The following is a 19,148-nucleotide window of genomic DNA, read 5'->3' as shown; positions in this document are numbered from 1 at the left end:
GCTACAGCTCCTGTGCTCGGGAAGCAATCAAATCGGCCAGCGGCCCGTCGCTAACGGCAAGGTCGGCATAGGGCCCCTGTTGGGCGATGACACCGTCGTGCATCACCCAGACCACGTCAAAATAGGCGATAGCCTGTAGCTGATGCGTTACCAGCAACGTGGTTTGACGACGCGTGGCGCTTTCCAGCGCGCGCATCACCAGCCGATCGCTGTGGACATCAAGACTGGCGGTGGGCTCGTCAAGCAACAGCAGATCGGGGGTGCGGATTAGCGCGCGCGCCAGGGCGACACGCTGCGCCTGGCCCACGGAGAGAAGGCCGGCGTCTTCGCCGACGGCACTATCCAGTCCGTCGGGCAACGCAGCGAGGAACTCTGCCACATAGGCATCCTTTACCGCCTGCATCAATTGCGCGTCGTCTGCGGCCGGGGCGCCCAACAGGATATTGTCGCGCAGCGTTACCGCCGGCAGCGCCGGATTCTGACTGACCCAGCTTGATCGTTCACGCCACAGACTCGGTGCGAGCGCGCGCAGCTCGCGGCCGTTGACCTGCAGCGAACCGCGATAGGGCAGGAACCCCAGCAGCACGCTTAGCAGGGAGCTCTTGCCCGCGCCGCTGGCGCCAACGATAGCCACCCGCTGGCCCGCCGGAAGGGAAAAGTTCAGCGGTCCGGCGAGTTCGCTGCCGTCCGGTGCCAGCACCCATAGATCGCGGGCGAGCATACTCACCGGCCCCGGGACGGGCGTTTCGCTGCCGGTGCCCTGGGTTTTATCGTCATGTTCCAAAAAAGAGACCAGCGATTCCGCGGCGCCCACCGCCTGGGCTTTGGCGTGGTAGAACGTCCCCAGATCGCGCAACGGCTGAAAGAATTCCGGCGCCAGAGTCAGCACCAGAAAGCCGGCGAAAAGCGTGGCGCCCGTGCCATAGCTGCCGAAATTCAGCTCTCCCAAGTAGGAGAAGCCGAAATACACCGCCGCCACGGCAATGGAAATCGAGGCAAAAAACTCCAATACGCCGGAGGAAAGAAACGCCAGTCGCAACACCTCCATGGTGCGCTGACGGAATGCCTCGGTCGCACGGCGGAGCTCTTCCGTTTCCGCTTCGGCGCGAAAGAACAGCCGCAAGGTTTCCAGCCCGCGCAACCGGTCGAGAAAGTAGCCCGACAGGCGCGCTAACGCCAGAAAATTACGGCGGTTAGCGTCAGCGGCGCCCATGCCGACCAGCGCCATGAACAGCGGAATCAACGGCGCGGTTAAAAACAGAATCAGCCCGGCGGCCCAGTTGATGGGAAACACTACGATAAGGATCAACAGCGGCACCAGCACCGCCAGCGACATTTGCGGCAAATAGCGGGCGTAGAAATCGTGTATATCCTCGATTTGCTCAAGCAACATGCTGCTCCAGCTGCCGGCGGGCTTACCGCGGATCCAGGCAGGCCCCAAACGCGCGAGGCTGTCCAGCACCTGGGCACGGATTTGGCGACGCAGCAAACTGCCGGCGATAAAGCCCACCCGTTCACGGGCGTAGTTGACCGCCGCGCGCAGCGCGAATAACGCCGCCAGAGCGACAAAGTCGCCGGTCAGGTTGGCGCGCGGGGTGTTATCCATGATCAATGCCTGTAGCAAACCCGCCAGCGCCCAGGCCTGGGCAACGATAATGACGGCGCTTATCAGGCCGAGTAGCAGGGAAAGGCGCAGCCAGCAGTTTACCCGCTTACTTTGCGATCGGAGCCAGCGTACCAGGATTTGTTGTCGATTCTTATTCATTGGAAGTCTGTTTCCAGCCGGAACGGCAGACGGTTAACGTTGGAAATCCCATGCCGGGAAGCGAGACCGGAATGCTCTGCAGCGCCGGTGCGCCGACATCTTACCCTGTTGCGGGCGAGGTGAAAATCATTGCCGGTGAATTAGCGCGCGTCCGCCACGCCGGCACGAAGTGCACGCGCGCACGCAAATATGCACGGGGGCGGGGCAAAGAAAAGGCGGCCGTTGGCCGCCCTGAGCAATCCTGGCGGCAACAGGGCGACACACCGGCCCTGCCGCGCAGCGATAGTGCTATCTCAAAGGGATCCGGCCTGGGGCCAGGCCGTCGAGATATCGTTCGGCGTCCAGCGCCGCCATACAGCCGGTCCCGGCGGAGGTGATCGCCTGGCGGTAGTTGTGGTCCATCACGTCGCCGGCCGCGAATACGCCCGGAATCGAGGTAGCGGTCGCGTTGCCATTGATACCGGACTGCACGCGCAGATAGCCGTTTTGCAGCGCCAATTGGTCGCCGAAAATCGCGGTATTGGGACTGTGACCGATAGCGATAAACACCCCGGCGACCGCCAGATCTTCATGGGCGCTGCCGGCCACCTCTTTCAGACGCACGCCGGTGACGCCCATCTCATCGCCCAGCACTTCTTCCAGGGTACGATTGGTATGCAGCACAATATTGCCGTTCTTGACTTTATCCATCAGGCGGTCGATGAGGATTTTTTCCGAACGAAAACTGTCGCGGCGGTGAATTAAATGCACTTCCTCGGCGATATTGGCCAGATACAAAGCTTCCTCCACGGCGGTGTTGCCGCCGCCGACCACCGCCACTTTCTGCTTACGGTAAAAGAAGCCATCGCAGGTGGCGCAGGCGGAAACCCCTTTCCCTTTGTAGGCCTCTTCGGACGGCATACCGAGATAGCGCGCCGAGGCGCCGGTGGCGATGATAAGGGCATCGCAGGTGTATTCGCCGCTATCGCCGACAAGGCGTAACGGGCGGGTTTGCAAATTGACCTGAGTAATGTGGTCGAAAATGATTTCCGTATTGAATTTTGTGGCGTGGGCGTACATGCGCTCCATCAGCAGCGGGCCGGTCAATCCTTCGGGGTCGCCCGGCCAGTTTTCCACCTCGGTGGTGGTCGTCAGCTGTCCGCCTTGCTCCATACCGGTGATCAGAACCGGGTTCAGATTGGCGCGCGCGGCATAGACCGCGGCGGTATAACCCGCCGGCCCTGAACCCAATATGAGTAATTTACTGTGTTTCACCGTAGACATATTTTCCTCGTTGTCGTCGCCTCATTAACCTGGGCATTGTAAGAAAATTACCAGAGTTAAAAAAGGATGCAAAAAGTAGTTAACGATTTTTCCAATTAATCGCGGCTATCAAGGCTGCCGGCAGGGCATCATCGGGTAAAAAACCTCGCTAAGCCCGCCACACGGCAAAGGATGTCGGTCACAACCGGTAGGTTGTTCTGATTTTTAACGTTTTACTTTGACAATCGGCTGCGCTTTTGCGAAAACATCTAGACGGGTATTTAAACAGGCCGTGGCTGGCGCCGGTGGGGGGGCGAAGCCCTGCGTGCGACAGACCTGAACGGTATGTCCCGTGCTCCCTGCTGCCGTTGAATATGTTGACAGACAGGTTCTAAATGGTTCCAGAAAAGGTTGACCTTAAAAAAAACTGATAACAGGTCTTTAGACAACCCCTGACACAATGAAGTTAGTGAGGGTATGGCAAGTACAGGGAAGGAATTGAGAGAGACACTAATGATGGTAGACAACAAAAAGCGCCCGGGGAAAGATCTCGATCGTATCGACCGCAATATCCTGAATGAACTGCAAAAGGACGGGCGGATTTCCAATGTCGAGTTATCAAAGCGGGTAGGGCTATCGCCCACACCCTGTCTTGAACGCGTACGCCGCCTTGAGCGTCAGGGTTTTATCCAGGGCTATACGGCGCTGTTGAACCCGCATTATCTGGATGCGTCGTTACTGGTGTTTGTTGAGATCACCATCAACCGCGGTGCGCCGGATGTGTTTGAGCAATTCAACTCCGCGGTGCAAAAGCTGGAGGAAATCCAGGAGTGCCATCTGGTTTCCGGCGATTTCGACTATTTGTTGAAAACGCGCGTGCCGGATATGTCCGCCTATCGTAAACTGCTAGGCGAGACGCTGCTGCGCCTGCCCGGCGTGAACGACACCCGGACCTATGTGGTCATGGAAGAAGTGAAACAGAGTAATCGTCTGGTCATAAAGACGCGTTAAGGAGCATTCCAGGTGCAAAAACGGTTTGTTTTGGTTACACTCCTGTGAATTCATACGGTCCCAGCGCCGGACAGCACCTCGGCGCTGTTATTATATCGGTTAACAGGAACCTGGAGAGCCTTTCTTGAGCCAGGAATATACAGAAGATAAAGACATCGCCCTCAAAAAACTCAGCAGCGGCCGCCGGCTACTGGAGGCTGTGCTGGTTGTAGTGGGTATATTTGCGTTTTATTTGATGGTGGCGCTGGTCAGCTTCAGCCCCTCCGATCCGAGCTGGTCACAGACCGCCTGGCATGGGCCTATCCATAATCTGGGCGGCGGGGTAGGGGCATGGTTTGCCGATACCCTGTTTTTCACCTTCGGCGTGTTGGCCTATGCGCTGCCGCCCATCATGCTGTTCTTTTGCTGGAGCGTCTTTGCCCAGCGCGACAGGCGTGACTATGTGGATTTGTTTGGTCTCTCGCTGCGGCTAATTGGGAGCCTGGCGCTGCTGCTGACCTCCTGCGGCCTGGCTGCGCTAAACGTGGCCGATCTTTACTACTTTGCCTCTGGCGGCGTTATCGGTAGTCTGCTTAGCAATGCCATTTTGCCGTGGTTCAACGGTATCGGTGCCACCCTGGCGTTGCTGTGCGTCTGGGCATCGGGATTGACCTTGTTCACCGGCTGGTCGTGGCTGACCATCGCCGAGAAAATCGGCGCGGTGGTGCTCGGCTGTGCCACCTTTGTCTCCAACCGCAGCCGGCGCGACGATGATGAGCATGACGGTTACCGCCGGGCGGACCCCGAATCGGCGAACGATGTTCCACTGCGCGCCGGGGAGCAGGACGATGACGACCCGCTGCTGCGTCCGTACGCGACGCAGGAGGCGGATCCCGATCCGCTGTTGCGGCCATCGGCCGCAGCGCTCGCGGCGCGGCGCGGCGAGCTGGCCCAGGGCGCAGAGGCGACCCCGCTCGCCGGGCAGGGCATGACCGCTTACCCGCAGAACGAACGGCCTGACGCCACGATGCATGACGCGGCGCACCCTGACGCTTTCGCCAATGCGCCCACGGGCGCGACGGCCCCCCTGGGTGTGGCTGCTTACCCCGGCGCGGGCGCTATTCCACCCGCCGTCGCGGGTCAGGTCATTGCCGGCGATCCCATCGCCAACGGCGCGCGGGTGAATTATCCCCCCGAGGGCGCCTGGGCCGAGCCTGCGCCGTCTGCTTTCCTACCGCCGGCGCAGGCCGATGAGGTGCCGCATTACCGGTTTGAATTGCCCGGCGCGGCGGCCAGACCGCAGGCTTTGGCCGCGCAAGAGGAGGGACCGCGTAATGGGGACTGGCCACGGGATCCTGATGCCCCGCACACCCCCTATGATTTCACCGTCGCGCAGCAAAACAGCGGTGCGCTGGCGGCAGGCGCTGCCGCCGCAGCGCAAGGGGGCAGGCCGTTGACCTTCATGCCGGTGTTTTCCGCCAGCGGTAATGACTACAATCAGCAGGTTAAACAAGGCATTGGACCGGAACTGCCGCGCCCGAACCCGGTGCGTATTCCGACGCGGCGTGAACTCGCCTCGTACGGCATCAAAATCCCCTCCCAGCAGCGGTCACCCCAGGACGGTCTGCAAGCGGATTCGCTGGCGCCGGCTGACGGCGTCGACGGCCATCCGCTGCCGGCGCAGAACGCTGATGCGTCCCCAGTTGACGCCACGCTAAGGCCGGCGTTCGCGTCACCGGAAGCAGCAGCCGCGTGGGATGAGCAGCAGCGCCTGGCGGAGGATTTTGCCCGCCAGCAGTGGCAACGCTATCCCGATGATGCCCACGCAGCGCACGGCAGCGCCTCACCGCTGTCGCCGGCGGCCGATATCGACGGCCTCCGCGCGGCAGGTAGCGCGCCGATGTCAGCAGGTGTGGACAGCCGGCGGCAGGCTGATTTTGCGGCGCAGGAGGCGCGGTTTGCGCCAGCGCGCACCCTTGACGATGCGCCGTCCGCCGCCAACCCGAGCGAGGACGACGGCTGGCAGGACGACGATGCCACTTGGCACGACCATGATGGCGCTGGCGACGACGGCGTGCCGCAGGGCTATGGCGCGGCCTCGCGCGCGCCGCAGGATAATCCATTCGGCCAGCCCGCGCCGCAGACGCCGGCAATGGACAGTCTGATCCATCCGTTCCTGATGCGTCAGGAACAGCCACTGCAAAAACCGTCCACGCCGCTACCGACCATGGATATCCTGACTCCGCCGCCGCAGGAAGAAGAGCCGGTGGACATGTTCGCCCTGGAGCAGACGGCGCGCTTGGTGGAAGCCCGACTGGCCGACTATCGCGTCAAGGCGGAAGTCGTCGGCATTTCGCCGGGGCCGGTGATTACGCGCTTTGAGCTGGATCTGGCGCCCGGCGTGAAGGCGGCGCGCATTTCCAATCTGTCCCGCGATTTGGCGCGCTCATTATCGGCGATGGCGGTGCGGGTGGTGGAAGTGATCCCCGGCAAACCCTATGTTGGCCTGGAATTGCCCAATAAGCGGCGCCAGACGGTCTATCTGCGCGAAGTGCTCGATTGCGAGAAATTCCGCGAGACACGCTCGCCGCTGGCGCTGGTGCTCGGCAAAGATATCGGCGGCCAGCCGGTGATTGCCGATCTGGGCAAAATGCCGCATTTGCTGGTAGCGGGGACCACCGGCTCCGGGAAATCGGTGGGGGTCAACGCCATGATCCTCAGTATCCTGTATAAAGCGACGCCGAAAGAGGTGCGCTTTATCATGATTGACCCGAAAATGCTCGAGCTGTCGGTGTATGAAGGTATTCCCCATCTGATGACCGAAGTGGTCACCGACATGAAGGACGCCGCCAACGCGCTGCGCTGGTGCGTGGGCGAAATGGAGCAGCGCTATAAGCTGATGTCGGCGCTCGGCGTGCGCAATCTGGCGGGCTATAACGAACGTATTGAGCAGGCGGACGCCATGGGCCGGCCGGTGCCAGACCCGTTCTGGAAGCCCGGCGATGGCATGGCGGAGGCGCCACCGGTGCTGGAAAAGCTGCCCTACATCGTGGTGATGGTGGATGAGTTCGCCGATCTGATGATGGCGGTAGGCAAGAAAGTGGAAGAGCTGATTGCCCGTCTGGCGCAGAAAGCACGTGCCGCCGGTATCCATCTGGTGCTGGCGACGCAGCGGCCGTCGGTGGATGTTATCACCGGTCTCATCAAGGCCAACATCCCGACGCGTATCGCCTTTACCGTTTCCAGCAAAATCGATTCCCGCACCATTCTCGACCAGGCCGGCGCCGAATCGCTGCTCGGCATGGGGGATATGCTCTATCTGGCGCCCAACTCTTCGCTGCCGGTGCGCGTTCATGGCGCCTTTGTGCGCGATGAAGAGGTGCATGCGGTGGTTAGCGACTGGAAAGCCCGCGGCCGGCCGCACTATATCGACAGCATCACCAGCGCCGGTGACGAGGGTGAGGGTGGTGGCGCCGGCCTTGACGGCGACAAAGAGCTGGATCCACTGTTCGATCAGGCGGTGGCGTTCGTCATCGACAAGCGCCGCGCGTCGATCTCCGGCGTGCAACGCCAGTTTCGCATCGGTTACAACCGCGCCGCGCGGATCGTCGAGCAAATGGAATTGCAAGGCATTGTCAGTCCGCTGGGCCACAACGGCAACCGCGAAGTGTTGTCCCCGCCGTCACAGGAGTAAGCGCCTCTCGCCGGGGCGCCACCGTGCAAAGATGCGTAAACCGGGACGTTTCAGAGGATATTTCTATGGCGTCCCGCTTATCTTCCGATAAAGTTAATTCTGTCACCGCGCCTCGGACGGGATCGCGCGGGCTTACTTTCTCAAGGAATGCCAATAATGAAAAAACGGTTGATGACTGCTTGTCTATTTGCCGCCGTGCTGGCGGCCCCGGCGTTTGCCGACGATGCCAACGTGCTACAAAACCGTCTGAATCAGGTCAACAGTTTCCACGCCAGCTTCACCCAGCGGGTGACCGGCGCCGAAGGCGGCGTGGTGCAGGAGGGCGAGGGCGAATTGTGGATAAAACGGCCGAATCTGTTCAACTGGCATATGACCGCGCCGGATGAAAGCATACTGGTGTCCGACGGCAAAACCCTTTGGTTCTACAATCCCTTTGTTGAGCAGGCGACCGCCAACTGGCTGAAAAACGCCACCGGCAACACGCCGTTTATGTTAATCACCCGCAACAGATCCACCGACTGGGGGCAGTATAATGTGAAACAGCAGGGCGACAGTTTTTCGCTGGTGCCGAAAGCGGATAACGGCAACCTGAAGCAGTTTACGATTAACGTCACCGCCAATGGCACTATTACCGGTTTTACCGCCGTGGAGCAGGATGGCCAGCGCAGCGCCTATCAGCTGAAAAGCCAGAAGAACGACCCGGTGGACGACACCAAATTCCACTTTACACTACCGAAGGGCGTGACGCTGGACGACCAGCGCCAGTGAGGTAACTATGGGTAATCTGTCCCTGGACTTTTCCCAAAATGCATTCCAACCGCTGGCGGCGCGTATGCGCCCGTCAACGCTTGAGGAGTATATCGGTCAGAGTCACCTGCTGGCGGCGTATAAACCGCTGCCGCGGGCGATCAAAAACGGCCAGCTCCATTCAATGATTTTGTGGGTACCGCCGTGGACTAGACTACCCTGGCGGAATTGATTGCCCGTTACGGTCAGGCCGACGTGGAGCGCCTATCGGCGGTGACGTCAGGCATCAAGGAAATCCGCGAGGCCATCGAACGGGCGCGCTTGAATCGCGATGCCGGGTGGCGCACCATTCTGTTTGTCGATGAGGTTCATCGTTTCAATAAAAGCCAGCAGGACGCTTTTTTACCGCATATTGAAGAGGGCACCATCACCTTTATCGGTGCCACGACCGAGAATCCCTCATTTGAACTGAATTCGGCGCTACTTTCCCGCGCCAAGGTCTATTTGCTGAAAGGCTTGACGGCCGAGGATATCGGCCTGGTGCTCGATCAGGCGATGCAGGACAGCCAACGCGGCTACGGTGGGCAAAATATCGTGCTGCAGCCGGAAAACCGCCAGCTCTTGGCGGCGTGGGTAAACGGCGATGCGCGGCGGGCGCTCAACAGTCTGGAAATGATGGCGGACATGGCTGAGACTGACGCTGAAGGCCAACGGGTGCTGCCCCCCGCACTGCTAAACGAGATAGCCGGCGAGCGCAACGCGCGCTTTGATAACAAGGGCGATCGTTACTACGACTTGATTTCGGCGCTGCATAAATCGGTGCGCGGATCATCGCCCGATGGGGCGCTGTACTGGTATGCGCGGATTATTACCGCCGGCGGCGATCCGTTGTACGTCGCGCGTCGATTGCTGGCTATCGCATCCGAAGATGTGGGCAACGCCGATCCGCGCGCCATGCAGGTGGCCATCGCCGCCTGGGATTGTTTTACCCGCGTGGGGCCCGCTGAGGGCGAGCGGGCCATCGCCCAGGCGATCGTCTATCTGGCCTGCGCGCGAAAAGGCGGATTATTATGTACCGGCGCATTTGCGTAACGCACCGACCAGGCTGATGAAAGACATGGGGCTGGGGGCCGAGTACCGCTATGCCCACGATGAACCCAACGCCTACGCCGCCGGTGAGGACTATTTCCCGCCGGAAATGGCGCACACCCGCTACTATCATCCCAGCTCGAGCGGCCTGGAGGGCAAAATCGGCGAAAAGCTCGCCTGGCTTGACGCGCTGGATCAAAATAGCCCGACAAAACGCTACCGATAACTAGGCCGTTGCGGTAAGGTTAGCAGTGCTGAATTCATGACGCGACCCCCGCCCGGGGCGCCGCGCGGCCGTAAACGTACATCAGATAATCATAAGCACAGGACTAGCATGCTCGATCCCAATCTACTGCGTAATGAGCTCGACGCAGTCGCCGAAAAATTGGCTCGCAGAAAATTTAAACTGGATGTGGCGACATTGCGCCGGCAGGAGGAGCGCCGCAAAGTGCTCCAGGTGGAAACCGAGAATCTGCAGGCTGAACGCAATGCCCGCTCCAAAACTATCGGCGCCGCGAAATCCCGCGGGGAAGACATTGAGCCACTGCGCCAGGAGGTCAATCAGCTTGGTGAGCGTTTAAACGCCGCCAAAACCGAGCTGGACGCCCTGCAGGGCGAGATCCGCGACTATGCGCTCTCGCTGCCCAATATTCCCGACGATGACGTGCCCGACGGTCGGGACGAAAACGACAATCGGGAAGTGTCGCGCTGGGGCGAACCGCGGCAATACGATTTTCCCGTCCGCGACCATGTGGAACTGGGTGAAATCGCGGGCGGGCTCGATTTTGCCGCGGCGGTCAAGCTGACCGGCGCGCGCTTTGTGGTGATGCGTGGCCAAATAGCCCGTCTGCACCGCGCGCTGGCCCAGTTCATGCTGGATCTGCATACCGAACAGCACGGCTATGTGGAGCATTATCTGCCTTATCTGGTTAACCATGCTTCGCTGTACGGCACCGGACAGTTACCCAAGTTTGCCGAGGATCTGTTCCACACGCAGCCGCTGAGCGAAGAAGCGGACACTAGCGCTTATGCGCTGATCCCGACCGCGGAAGTGCCGCTGACCAACCTGATGCGCGATGAGATAATCGAGGAAGACGCGCTGCCGCTGAAGATGACCGCCCACACGCCATGTTTACGCTCCGAAGCCGGCTCTTACGGGCGCGATACCCGCGGGCTTATTCGTATGCACCAGTTCGACAAAGTGGAAATGGTGCAGGTGGTGAAACCGGCGCTGTCGATGCAGGCGCTGGAAGAGATGACCGGTCATGCCGAAAATGTACTGCAATTGCTGCAACTGCCGTACCGTAAAGTGTTGCTGTGTACCGGCGATATGGGTTTTGCCTCCTGTAAAACCTACGATTTAGAAGTATGGCTGCCGGCGCAAAATACCTATCGCGAAATCTCCTCGTGCTCCAACATCGGCGATTTTCAGGCGCGGCGGATGCAGGCGCGTTACCGCAGCCGGACGGACAAAAAACCGCAGCTGGTACATACGCTGAATGGTTCCGGTCTGGCGGTGGGCCGTACGCTGGTGGCGGTGCTGGAAAACCATCAGCTTGCCGACGGGCGCATCGCCATCCCGGCGGTACTACAGCCTTATATGAAGGGCCTGACCCATATCGGCTAAGCGGCCGCAAGCAGGTGCTACGCGCCCAATGTGGCGCGTTTTTTTGCGCGCGATCAAGCCGCTTACCTGCGCTGGCGCAAAAAATGCGGCGGCCAGAGGCGGCCGATTGACTTTTTACGCCGTGGTGGCATGATGCGCGCAATCTCTTCTCTGAGGCTGCGTTTCCTATACCATGTCCGCCTATTCTCGCCCGGTGCTGTTATTGCTCGCGGGGCTTTTGTTATTGACGATTTCTATCGCCGTACTGAATACGCTGGTGCCGCTTTTGCTCAGCCATGCTTCGCTACCCACCTGGCAGGTCGGCCTGGTCAGTTCGTCCTATTTTACCGGTAATCTGGCCGTTACGCTGCTGGCCGGGCTAATGATTAAGCGGCTGGGTTTCACCCGCAGTTATCATGCGGCCTGCGTGCTGTTTGCGCTGGCGACCGCGGAGCTGGGGCTGACGGACGGGTTCCACAGCTGGCTGGTCCTGCGCTTTCTGGCCGGTATCGCCTGCGCGCTGATTTGGGTGGCAGTGGAAAGCGCGCTGATGCGCAGCGGTACCCTTCATACCCGCGGACAGCTGTTGGCGGCCTATATGATGGTCTACTATTTGGGCACCGTGGTGGGGCAGTTGCTGTTAAGCGGCGTGGCCACCGCCCTGACGGCGGTGCTGCCGTGGGCGGTCAGTCTGGTGGTGTGCGCGATGCTGCCGCTGCTGTTCGCCCCGATGGCGCCCCCCAGCGCTGAAGCGCCGCGGGTGGCGCTGTGGCCAATGTTGCTGCGCCGCAACGCCAGACTAGGCGTCAACGGCTGTATTATCTCGGGGATTGTACTCGGCTCGCTGTACGGTCTGATGCCGCTGTATCTGTCCCATCTGGGCCTGAGCGATGGCAATGTCGGCTATTGGATGGCGCTTCTAGTCAGCGCCGGTATCGCCAATGGCCGGTCGGACGCCTGGCGGACCGCTATGGCCGCCTGATGGTGCTACGAGTGCTGGTGTTCATGGTCGTCCTCGGCAGTTTGGCGATGCTGAGTCATGCCGCGATGGCGCCGGCGCTGTTTGTGCTCGGCTGCTCCGGTTTTACCCTGTATCCGGTGGCAATGTCCTGGGCCTGTGAGAAGGTTAGCCCGGATGAACTGGTGGCCATGAATCAGGCGCTATTGCTCAGCTACACGCTCGGCAGCCTGTTCGGCCCAACGATGACCGCCATGCTGATGCAGCGTTATTCGGATCATTTGCTGTTTGTGATGATAGCGGCGGTGGCGCTGGTTTATCTGGTGATGCTGCTGCGCAAACCGGATCGACACCACACCCCGGTGGCGACCGCCTGATAGCGGCGCCGGCGAGCATCTACCCCCCGGCGGCATCCAGGACCTTCTTCTCGTTATCCCCGGCACTAGGGCCGCCGCCGGCCCGCGCGGCTGTCATCTGATGCTGTTCAGCATCAGCGCCCCGACCAGCCAACGGAGGCAGAGCGCCGATGCCCCCGCGGAGGCAGAGCTTCCGACGGTCGAACTCCCGACTACTCGCCGGCAGCGCCCCGACGAGCCAGCATGGTCCGCAGCCACAACAGGGCGCCTGCCTGCCTCAGGCGTTTTCCGCCAGCGTCTGCGGCAAGGCGCTCGGCTGCATCTGCGCTTGCTCGTCCTCTTCGTGACGGGTAAAGCGCCAGCAGCGGGTATGATAACGCGCAACACTATTGCGATGCGCGACGCTGACCAGCGTCATCTGGGGCAAGGTGTCAATCAGCAGACGATACATTAGCTGTTCATTCTCATCATCCAGCGCGCTGGTGGCCTCATCGAGAAACAGAATCTCCGGCTTTATCAACAGCGCGCGGGCGAACGCCAGCCGCTGTTGTTCGCCAGGAGAAAGCCAGTGTCTCCAGTTGGCCTCCTGATTCAGCTGCGGCCGCAGGTGTTTGAGGCGACACTGTAGCAATACCTCATGCATTTGCGCGTCGGAAAAGTGATCCGGCGCATCGGGATAGCACAGCGCGCCTTTCAGCGTGCCGATGGGAATGTAATTGCGCTGGGGTAAAAACAGCAATTTGCGCTTCTCTTGCAGCAGGATGCTGCCGCTGCCGTAGGGCCAAATGCCGGCAATGGCCCGCAGTAACGTGGACTTACCACAGGCCGACGGCCCGGCCACCAATACGCGTTCACCGGGGGCGATGGAAGCGGTTACCGGCGCAAAGAGGGGGCGGCACGTCAGGAACATGCAACGTCAATGCCCGCAACGATAGCGCCTGGAGCGGGTCGTGTGCGCGCTCGATTGGCGTATTGCGGCTCTGATGGCGCTCTACTGCCGCATTGAAACCCGCCAAACGGTTGATACACGCTTTCCAATTTGCTAATTGGGTAAAAGCGTCGATAAACCAGGATAACGAGCCCTGGATTTGGCCAAACGCGGAATTAATTTGCATGAGCGTGCCGAGCTGGATCGCGCCGGAAAAATAACGCGGGGCGGCCACCAGAATGAGAAAGATGATGGCAAATTGGCCGTAAAAGTTGCTGGCGATGTTCAACCGGCGGCCGACACGCATGATAGACCACCAGTTGTCCCGGATCGATTCAAACCTGTCATCCAGTTGTTTGGCTTCGCGGGGTTCACCCTGATACAGCGCAATGGCATCATTGTTTTCACGAATGCGGATCAGCCCGAAACGGAAATTTGCCTCAAACTTTTCCTGCATAAAGCCCAGACTCACCAGCGGGCGGCCTACTTTCCAAATGATAAGCGAACCCACACCGGCATAGAGAATAGCGAACCACACCATATATCCGGGTATGTTAATTGCGTGGCCGCTGAGCATAAAACTCAGCGGTCCGCTTACCGACCAGAGAATCGAAATAAAGGTGACAAAGGTAACGACACTGGACAGCAGGCACAGGGTCAGCGAAAGCGTACCGCTGGTCAAGGCATTGAGATCTTCAGCGATACGCTGATCGGGGTTATCCACCGTTTGCTGCTGTTTGGTATGATAATACACGTGGTGAGCCAGCCATTTTTCCATATACTGCCTGGTCATCCAGCGTCGCCAGTGCATCTGCAACCCTTGGGTAAGATAAATTTTATAGATGGAAAGCAGGATAAAGAGCAGCGCCAGCCAGGTAAACTTGAGCAGTTGGCTTTTGAACACCGCAAAATTCTTGGTTTGCAGCGCGTCGTAGAACACCCGATTCCATTGGTTGAACAACACGCTCAAATAAACGATAGCCAAAGACAATATGATAATGACGGCCAACAGACCCCAGGCACGCCATTTCTCTTCGGAGCGCCAAAATGGCGCAATGAGTTGCCAAATGTCTCTCCAGCGGGCCGCTTTGATGTGGTTTGCTTTCATAACCCCTAATCACACTTATTGTTCAAACAAACATGATACGACATTCGCTAATCCCTCTTGTTCATAAAATTGCAGAATTAGTAAGTAAACATGTAACACACCCGGGCATGGGGTGTTTCCGGGCGCGTTGAGACAGGCAACAATGGAATGCGCTCCGGCGGGGGTGAGTTGTCGATGGCGAGAGGGGGCTCGCTGAATGGGCGAACCGGTGATGCATGGATGAAAGGTAATCGCTAATGATAGATGGATATGGGAGACGAGCAAGGGAGACGGGTAAGGGATTTAATGATAGGAGGACGGGTAAGGGAGGACGGAGGCGACATACGGTCGCCATCGCGGCACGCCACCTAGCGCAGTCGATCTCCGCTCGTAAGAGGGCCGGCCTGGGGGAAGAAACGATTCATTAAACCAGGGATGTCGCGAAAAGAAATTGAGCCGCTTACGCCACGCTGCGCTTTCACCGCACTGGCGCCGCGGGGAGCGGAACCCCAGCGCAGAAAGCGCAAGAGGCCCGCCTGCTCAGTACATTACCTTGTGGCCGTAGCCCGCCAAAATGTCGCGAATGTGATCCATTCTCTCGGTTGTCGGCGGTTTGACGCCCTCCAGCCGGTACTCCTCGCCCATGGCGATCCATTTGTGCTTACCCAGCTCATGATAAGGCAGTAGCTCGATTTTCTCGATATTGCTCATATGTTTGGTGAACTCGCCGAGCATGTGCACTGATTTATCATCATCCGACCAGCCAGGCACCACCACATAGCGCAGCCAGGTACGCTTATTGATCTTGGCCAGATAACGGGCAAAATCCAGGGTACGGTGATTGTAGACCCCGACCAGATTTTGATGGATATCGTCATTCATCTCTTTGATATCCAGCATGACCAGATCGGTGACCTCCAGCAATTCGTCAATCACCGGATCGTAGCGGCGAACAAAACCGTTGGTATCCAGGCAGGTATTGATGACCTCGGCATGGCAGGCGCGGAACCAGTCGCGCACAAACTCCGCCTGCAAAATCGCTTCTCCGCCGCCGGACGCGTTCATAAAATGGCGATAGGAGATCACCTCACGCATGATTTCCTCAACGGTTATTTCCCGTCCGCCGTGGGTATCCCAGGTATCGCGATTATGGCAATACAAACAGCGCATCAAGCAACCCTGGAAAAAAATGATGAACCGAATGCCGGGGCCATCTACGGTTCCGCAGGATTCAAAGGAATGGATACGACCAATAACAGACATGGCAGGGTGTTCTCCATTGATAATGGAATAATAAGTTTTGGCTGAAAGCCTGCTTACGCTAAGTATAGCCGTCAGACAAAACGCGCTGTTCCATTGGGCGCGCCGCGCCGAGTAAAAAGGCCCCACTTTCGTGGAGCCTTTATTTTACGCCCTTTAAGACGGTGTGGGAAATTACATTGATTCAGTGAAGGTACGGGTAATCACGTCTTTCTGCTGCTCTTTGGTCAGCGAGTTGAAGCGGACCGCGTAACCGGATACACGAATAGTCAGGTTCGGTTAATCCTCCGGGTGCTCCATCGCCTTCACCAGCATTTCATGATTCATCACGTTAACGTTCAGATGCTGGCCGCCTTCAACACCGGCTTCATGATGGAAATAACCGTCCATCAGACCCGCCAGATTGGCTTTACGTACGTCGTCGTCTTTGCCCAACGCCTTCGGAACGATCGAGAAGGTATAGGAAATCCCGTCTTTCGCATAAGCGAACGGCAGTTTTGCCACCGAGGTCAGCGAGGCAACGGCGCCTTTCTGATCACGGCCATGCATAGGGTTGGCGCCAGGTCCAAACGGTGCGCCGGCGCGACGACCATCCGGAGTATTACCGGTTTTCTTACCATACACCACGTTAGAGGTGATGGTGAGAATCGACTGGGTCGGTACGGCGCCGCGATAGGTGGTCAGCTTCTGGATTTTCTTCATGAAGCGTTCAACTAGGTCGCAGGCGATATCGTCGACGCGCCGATCGTTGTTACCGAACTGCGGGTATTCGCCTTCAATATCAAAGTCGATGGCCAGACCGTCTTCGTCACGGATAGGTTTGACTTTGGCATATTTGATGGCGGACAGCGAGTCGGCGGCGATGGACAACCCGGCGATGCCGCAGGCCATAGTGCGATAAACGTCGCGGTCGTGCAGCGCCATCAGAGAGGCTTCATAGCTGTATTTATCATGCATGTAATGGATGATGTTCAGCGCGGTGACATACTGTTTTGCCAGCCAGTCCATGAAATGGTCGGTACGTTCCAGCAGGCTATCATAATCCAGTACGTCGTCCGCCAGCGGTTCCCATTTCGGACCGACCTGCATTTTCAGTTTTTCGTCCACGCCGCCATTGATAGCGTAAAGCATGGTTTTCGCCAGGTTGGCGCGGGCGCCGAAGAACTGCATTTGCTTGCCGACGACCATCGGGCTGACGCAGCAGGCAATGGCGTAATCGTCGTTATTAAAGTCAGGACGCATCAGGTCATCGTTTTCATACTGCACGGACGAGGTGTCGATGGACACTTTTGCGGTGAACTTCTTGAAGTTGATCGGCAGTTTTTCCGACCACAGAATGGTCATGTTCGGTTCCGGCGACGGCCCCATGGTGTACAGGGTGTTCAGGAAACGGAAACTGTTTTTGCTCACCAGCGTACGGCCGGCGATGCCCATACCGCCAAGGTATTCTGTTGCCCAAATCGGGTCGCCGGAGAACAATTCATCATATTCCGGCGTACGCAGGAAGCGTACCATACGCAATTTCATGACCAGATGGTCGATAAGTTCCTGCGCCTGTTCTTCCGTCAGTTTGCCGGCTTTAAGGTCACGTTCGATGTACACGTCAAGGAAGGTGGACACGCGACCGAAGGACATCGCGGCGCCGTTTTGGGATTTCACGGCGGCCAGATAACCGAAGTAGGTCCACTGCACGGCTTCCTGTGCGGTCGTGGCCGGCCCGGAAATATCACAGTCGTATTTGGCGGCCATTTCTTTAATCTGGGCCAGCGCGCGGTGCTGATCGGCAATTTCTTCGCGCAGACTGATGGTCTGTTCCAGCTCTTCGCCGTTTTCCAATTTGGTTTGCAGAGATTGGAACTGGGCGAATTTATCTTTCATCAGAAAATCGATGCCGTACAGGCCACGCGGCGATAATCGCCGATGATACGTCCGCGGCCATAAGCGTCAGGCAGACCGGTCAGTACGCCCGCTTTACGACAGCGCAGAATGTCGGGGGTATAGACATCGAACACGCCCTGATTATGGGTTTTACGGTAGTCGGTGAAAATCTTTTTCAGGCCCGGATCCAACTCGCGGTCATAGGCCTTACAGGAGCTTTCCACCATTTTAATGCCGCCAAACGGAATGATGGCTCGTTTTAGCGGTGCATCGGTCTGCAGGCCGACCACTTTTTCCAGCGACTTAGTGATATAGCCGGCGTCATGAGAGGTGATGGTGGCGGCGACATCGGTATCAAAATCGACCGGGGCATGGGTGCGGTTCTCGATTTTGATCCCTTCCATCACTTTTTCCCACAGCGACGTGGTGGCGGCGGTGGCGCCGGCCAGGAAAGATTCGTCGCCTTCATAGGGAGTATAGTTTTTTTGGATGAAGTCACGCACGTTGACTTCTTTCTGCCAGTGTCGCCTGCGGCAAAACCTTCCCAGGCCGTGGACAGTTTGTTATTCAGATCGGTCATTATACACCTACCTTCTAATGTGGATTTCGACAATCCGGCTTCGGCGGCACAACTTAGTGTTGGTTGTCACCGCGCGGATAAATTACCCAATACGTTAACCCAACCAGTAAACCATCGCCGATAATGTTGCCGATCGTAACCGGAATCAGGTTATCGGTGATGAAATTGGCGACCGTCAGGTTAGCGAATTGTTCAGGCGCCATCCCGATGGCCTGCCAGAATGCTGGCGAGGCGAAATTCTTGATAACGATCCCCATCGGGATCATAAACATATTGGCAATGCTATGCTCAAACCCGCTGGCGACAAACATCGTGACCGGCATAATCATGGCGAACATTTTATCAAACATGCTGCGGCCGGAATAACTGGTCCAGACCGCCAGACAAACCATCAAGTTTGCCAGAATACCGAGGCAGACCGCCTCGACAAAGGTGTGATGCATTTTATGATCGGCGGTCTGCAATACGTTCAAACCCCAAGTGCCGTTGGCGACCATGTGCTGACCAGCAAACCAGATGAGGGCCACAAATAACAGCGCGCCTATCAGGTTGCCGATATAAACATTGATCCAGTTACGCACCAGCTGCGCCCAACTAATACGGCCGCTTGCCCGAGCTACGACAATCAGTACCGACGAGGTAAACAGATCGGCGCCGCTGATGATGACCAACATTAACCCTAGAGAGAAACAAAAACCGCCGATAAGTTTGGCGAAGCCGTAAGGAACGGCTGAGGTGCCGGTGGTCGCGGTAATGTAAAAGACGACCGCGATGGAAATAAAGACGCCCGCGGTTATCGCTAGGAAAAAGGTGGTGCTGGGGTGTTTCGTCGCTTTATAGACGCCCGCTTCCTCAGCCACTTTTGCTGCCGCCGGAGGTAATAACAGATCAAAAGGGTTGTCAGCTTTCGTACTAACTCTTTCGTGGAATTAATTTACGGGTTAATTCTACCAACTCAGTATAGGGCA

7 protein-coding genes and 5 pseudogenes are annotated in these 19,148 nt (G+C 58.2%); 6 read left to right on the top strand and 6 right to left on the bottom strand.

The window, feature by feature from the left end; genetic code table 11:
- Position 1 precedes the first annotated feature (1 nt).
- Together cydD and trxB are read right to left on the bottom strand one after the other, a co-directional pair.
- Positions 2-1,765: a heme ABC transporter permease/ATP-binding protein CydD gene (cydD, locus tag JZM24_RS16730; protein WP_215671082.1), complete on the bottom strand. Its 1,764-nt coding sequence runs from the start codon at positions 1,763-1,765 to the stop codon at positions 2-4.
- A 288-nt stretch (positions 1,766-2,053) separates the two neighbouring features.
- Entirely contained in the window at positions 2,054-3,028 is a 975-nt protein-coding gene (gene trxB, locus JZM24_RS16725; protein WP_215671080.1) for a thioredoxin-disulfide reductase, read from the bottom strand.
- Positions 3,029-3,523: 495 nt separating this feature from the next.
- Between trxB and lrp the strand changes: the two genes are divergently transcribed.
- The 6 genes and pseudogenes from lrp (at position 3,524) to JZM24_RS16695 (ending at position 12,468) form a co-directional block, all read left to right on the top strand.
- Positions 3,524-4,018, top strand: a complete 495-nt coding sequence (gene lrp, locus JZM24_RS16720) for a leucine-responsive transcriptional regulator Lrp (protein ID WP_215671241.1) — start codon at positions 3,524-3,526, stop codon at positions 4,016-4,018.
- A 124-nt stretch (positions 4,019-4,142) separates the two neighbouring features.
- Positions 4,143-7,691, top strand: a complete 3,549-nt coding sequence (locus tag JZM24_RS16715) for a DNA translocase FtsK 4TM domain-containing protein (RefSeq protein WP_215671078.1) — start codon at positions 4,143-4,145, stop codon at positions 7,689-7,691.
- A gap of 156 nt (positions 7,692-7,847) precedes the next feature.
- A complete protein-coding gene (gene lolA / locus JZM24_RS16710) occupies positions 7,848-8,459 on the top strand; it encodes an outer membrane lipoprotein periplasmic chaperone LolA (RefSeq protein WP_215671076.1) in 612 nt (203 codons plus the stop codon).
- A gap of 7 nt (positions 8,460-8,466) precedes the next feature.
- A pseudogene (locus tag JZM24_RS16705) lies at positions 8,467-9,753 on the top strand (replication-associated recombination protein A).
- A 108-nt stretch (positions 9,754-9,861) separates the two neighbouring features.
- Positions 9,862-11,154 carry a serine--tRNA ligase gene (gene serS, locus JZM24_RS16700; protein ID WP_215671074.1) on the top strand — a complete coding sequence of 431 codons (1,293 nt, stop codon included), beginning with the start codon at positions 9,862-9,864 and terminating at the stop codon, positions 11,152-11,154.
- Between the two features lie 172 nt (positions 11,155-11,326).
- Positions 11,327-12,468, top strand: a pseudogene (locus JZM24_RS16695) (MFS transporter).
- 256 nt (positions 12,469-12,724) lie between these two features.
- Here JZM24_RS16695 and JZM24_RS16690 read toward each other — a convergent pair.
- From JZM24_RS16690 to focA, 4 genes and pseudogenes are all read right to left on the bottom strand, one after another.
- Positions 12,725-14,483: pseudogene (locus tag JZM24_RS16690) on the bottom strand (ABC transporter ATP-binding protein/permease).
- A gap of 519 nt (positions 14,484-15,002) precedes the next feature.
- Complete coding sequence (pflA, locus tag JZM24_RS16685) at positions 15,003-15,725, bottom strand: pyruvate formate lyase 1-activating protein (protein ID WP_215671072.1); 723 nt, start codon at positions 15,723-15,725, stop codon at positions 15,003-15,005.
- A 171-nt stretch (positions 15,726-15,896) separates the two neighbouring features.
- Positions 15,897-18,180 (bottom strand): annotated as a pseudogene (gene pflB / locus JZM24_RS16680) (formate C-acetyltransferase).
- Positions 18,181-18,233: 53 nt separating this feature from the next.
- A pseudogene (focA, locus tag JZM24_RS16675) lies at positions 18,234-19,088 on the bottom strand (formate transporter FocA); the annotation flags it as partial.
- Between the last annotated feature and the right edge of the window lie 60 nt (positions 19,089-19,148).

This window comes from Candidatus Sodalis endolongispinus, assembly GCF_018777395.1.
Taxonomy (GTDB): Bacteria; Pseudomonadota; Gammaproteobacteria; order Enterobacterales; family Enterobacteriaceae; genus Sodalis_B; species Sodalis_B endolongispinus.
Note: the sequence above shows the minus strand (reverse complement) of the source record. Positions and strands in the feature narration are given on the sequence as shown.

Coding starts and splice junctions, on each gene's coding strand:
- cydD (WP_215671082.1), bottom strand. CDS start 1,765: ATGAATAAGAATCGACAACAAATCCTGGTACGCTGGCTCCGATCGCAA.
- trxB (WP_215671080.1), bottom strand. CDS start 3,028: ATGTCTACGGTGAAACACAGTAAATTACTCATATTGGGTTCAGGGCCG.
- lrp (WP_215671241.1), top strand. CDS start 3,524: ATGGTAGACAACAAAAAGCGCCCGGGGAAAGATCTCGATCGTATCGAC.
- lolA (WP_215671076.1), top strand. CDS start 7,848: ATGAAAAAACGGTTGATGACTGCTTGTCTATTTGCCGCCGTGCTGGCG.
- serS (WP_215671074.1), top strand. CDS start 9,862: ATGCTCGATCCCAATCTACTGCGTAATGAGCTCGACGCAGTCGCCGAA.
- pflA (WP_215671072.1), bottom strand. CDS start 15,725: ATGTCTGTTATTGGTCGTATCCATTCCTTTGAATCCTGCGGAACCGTA.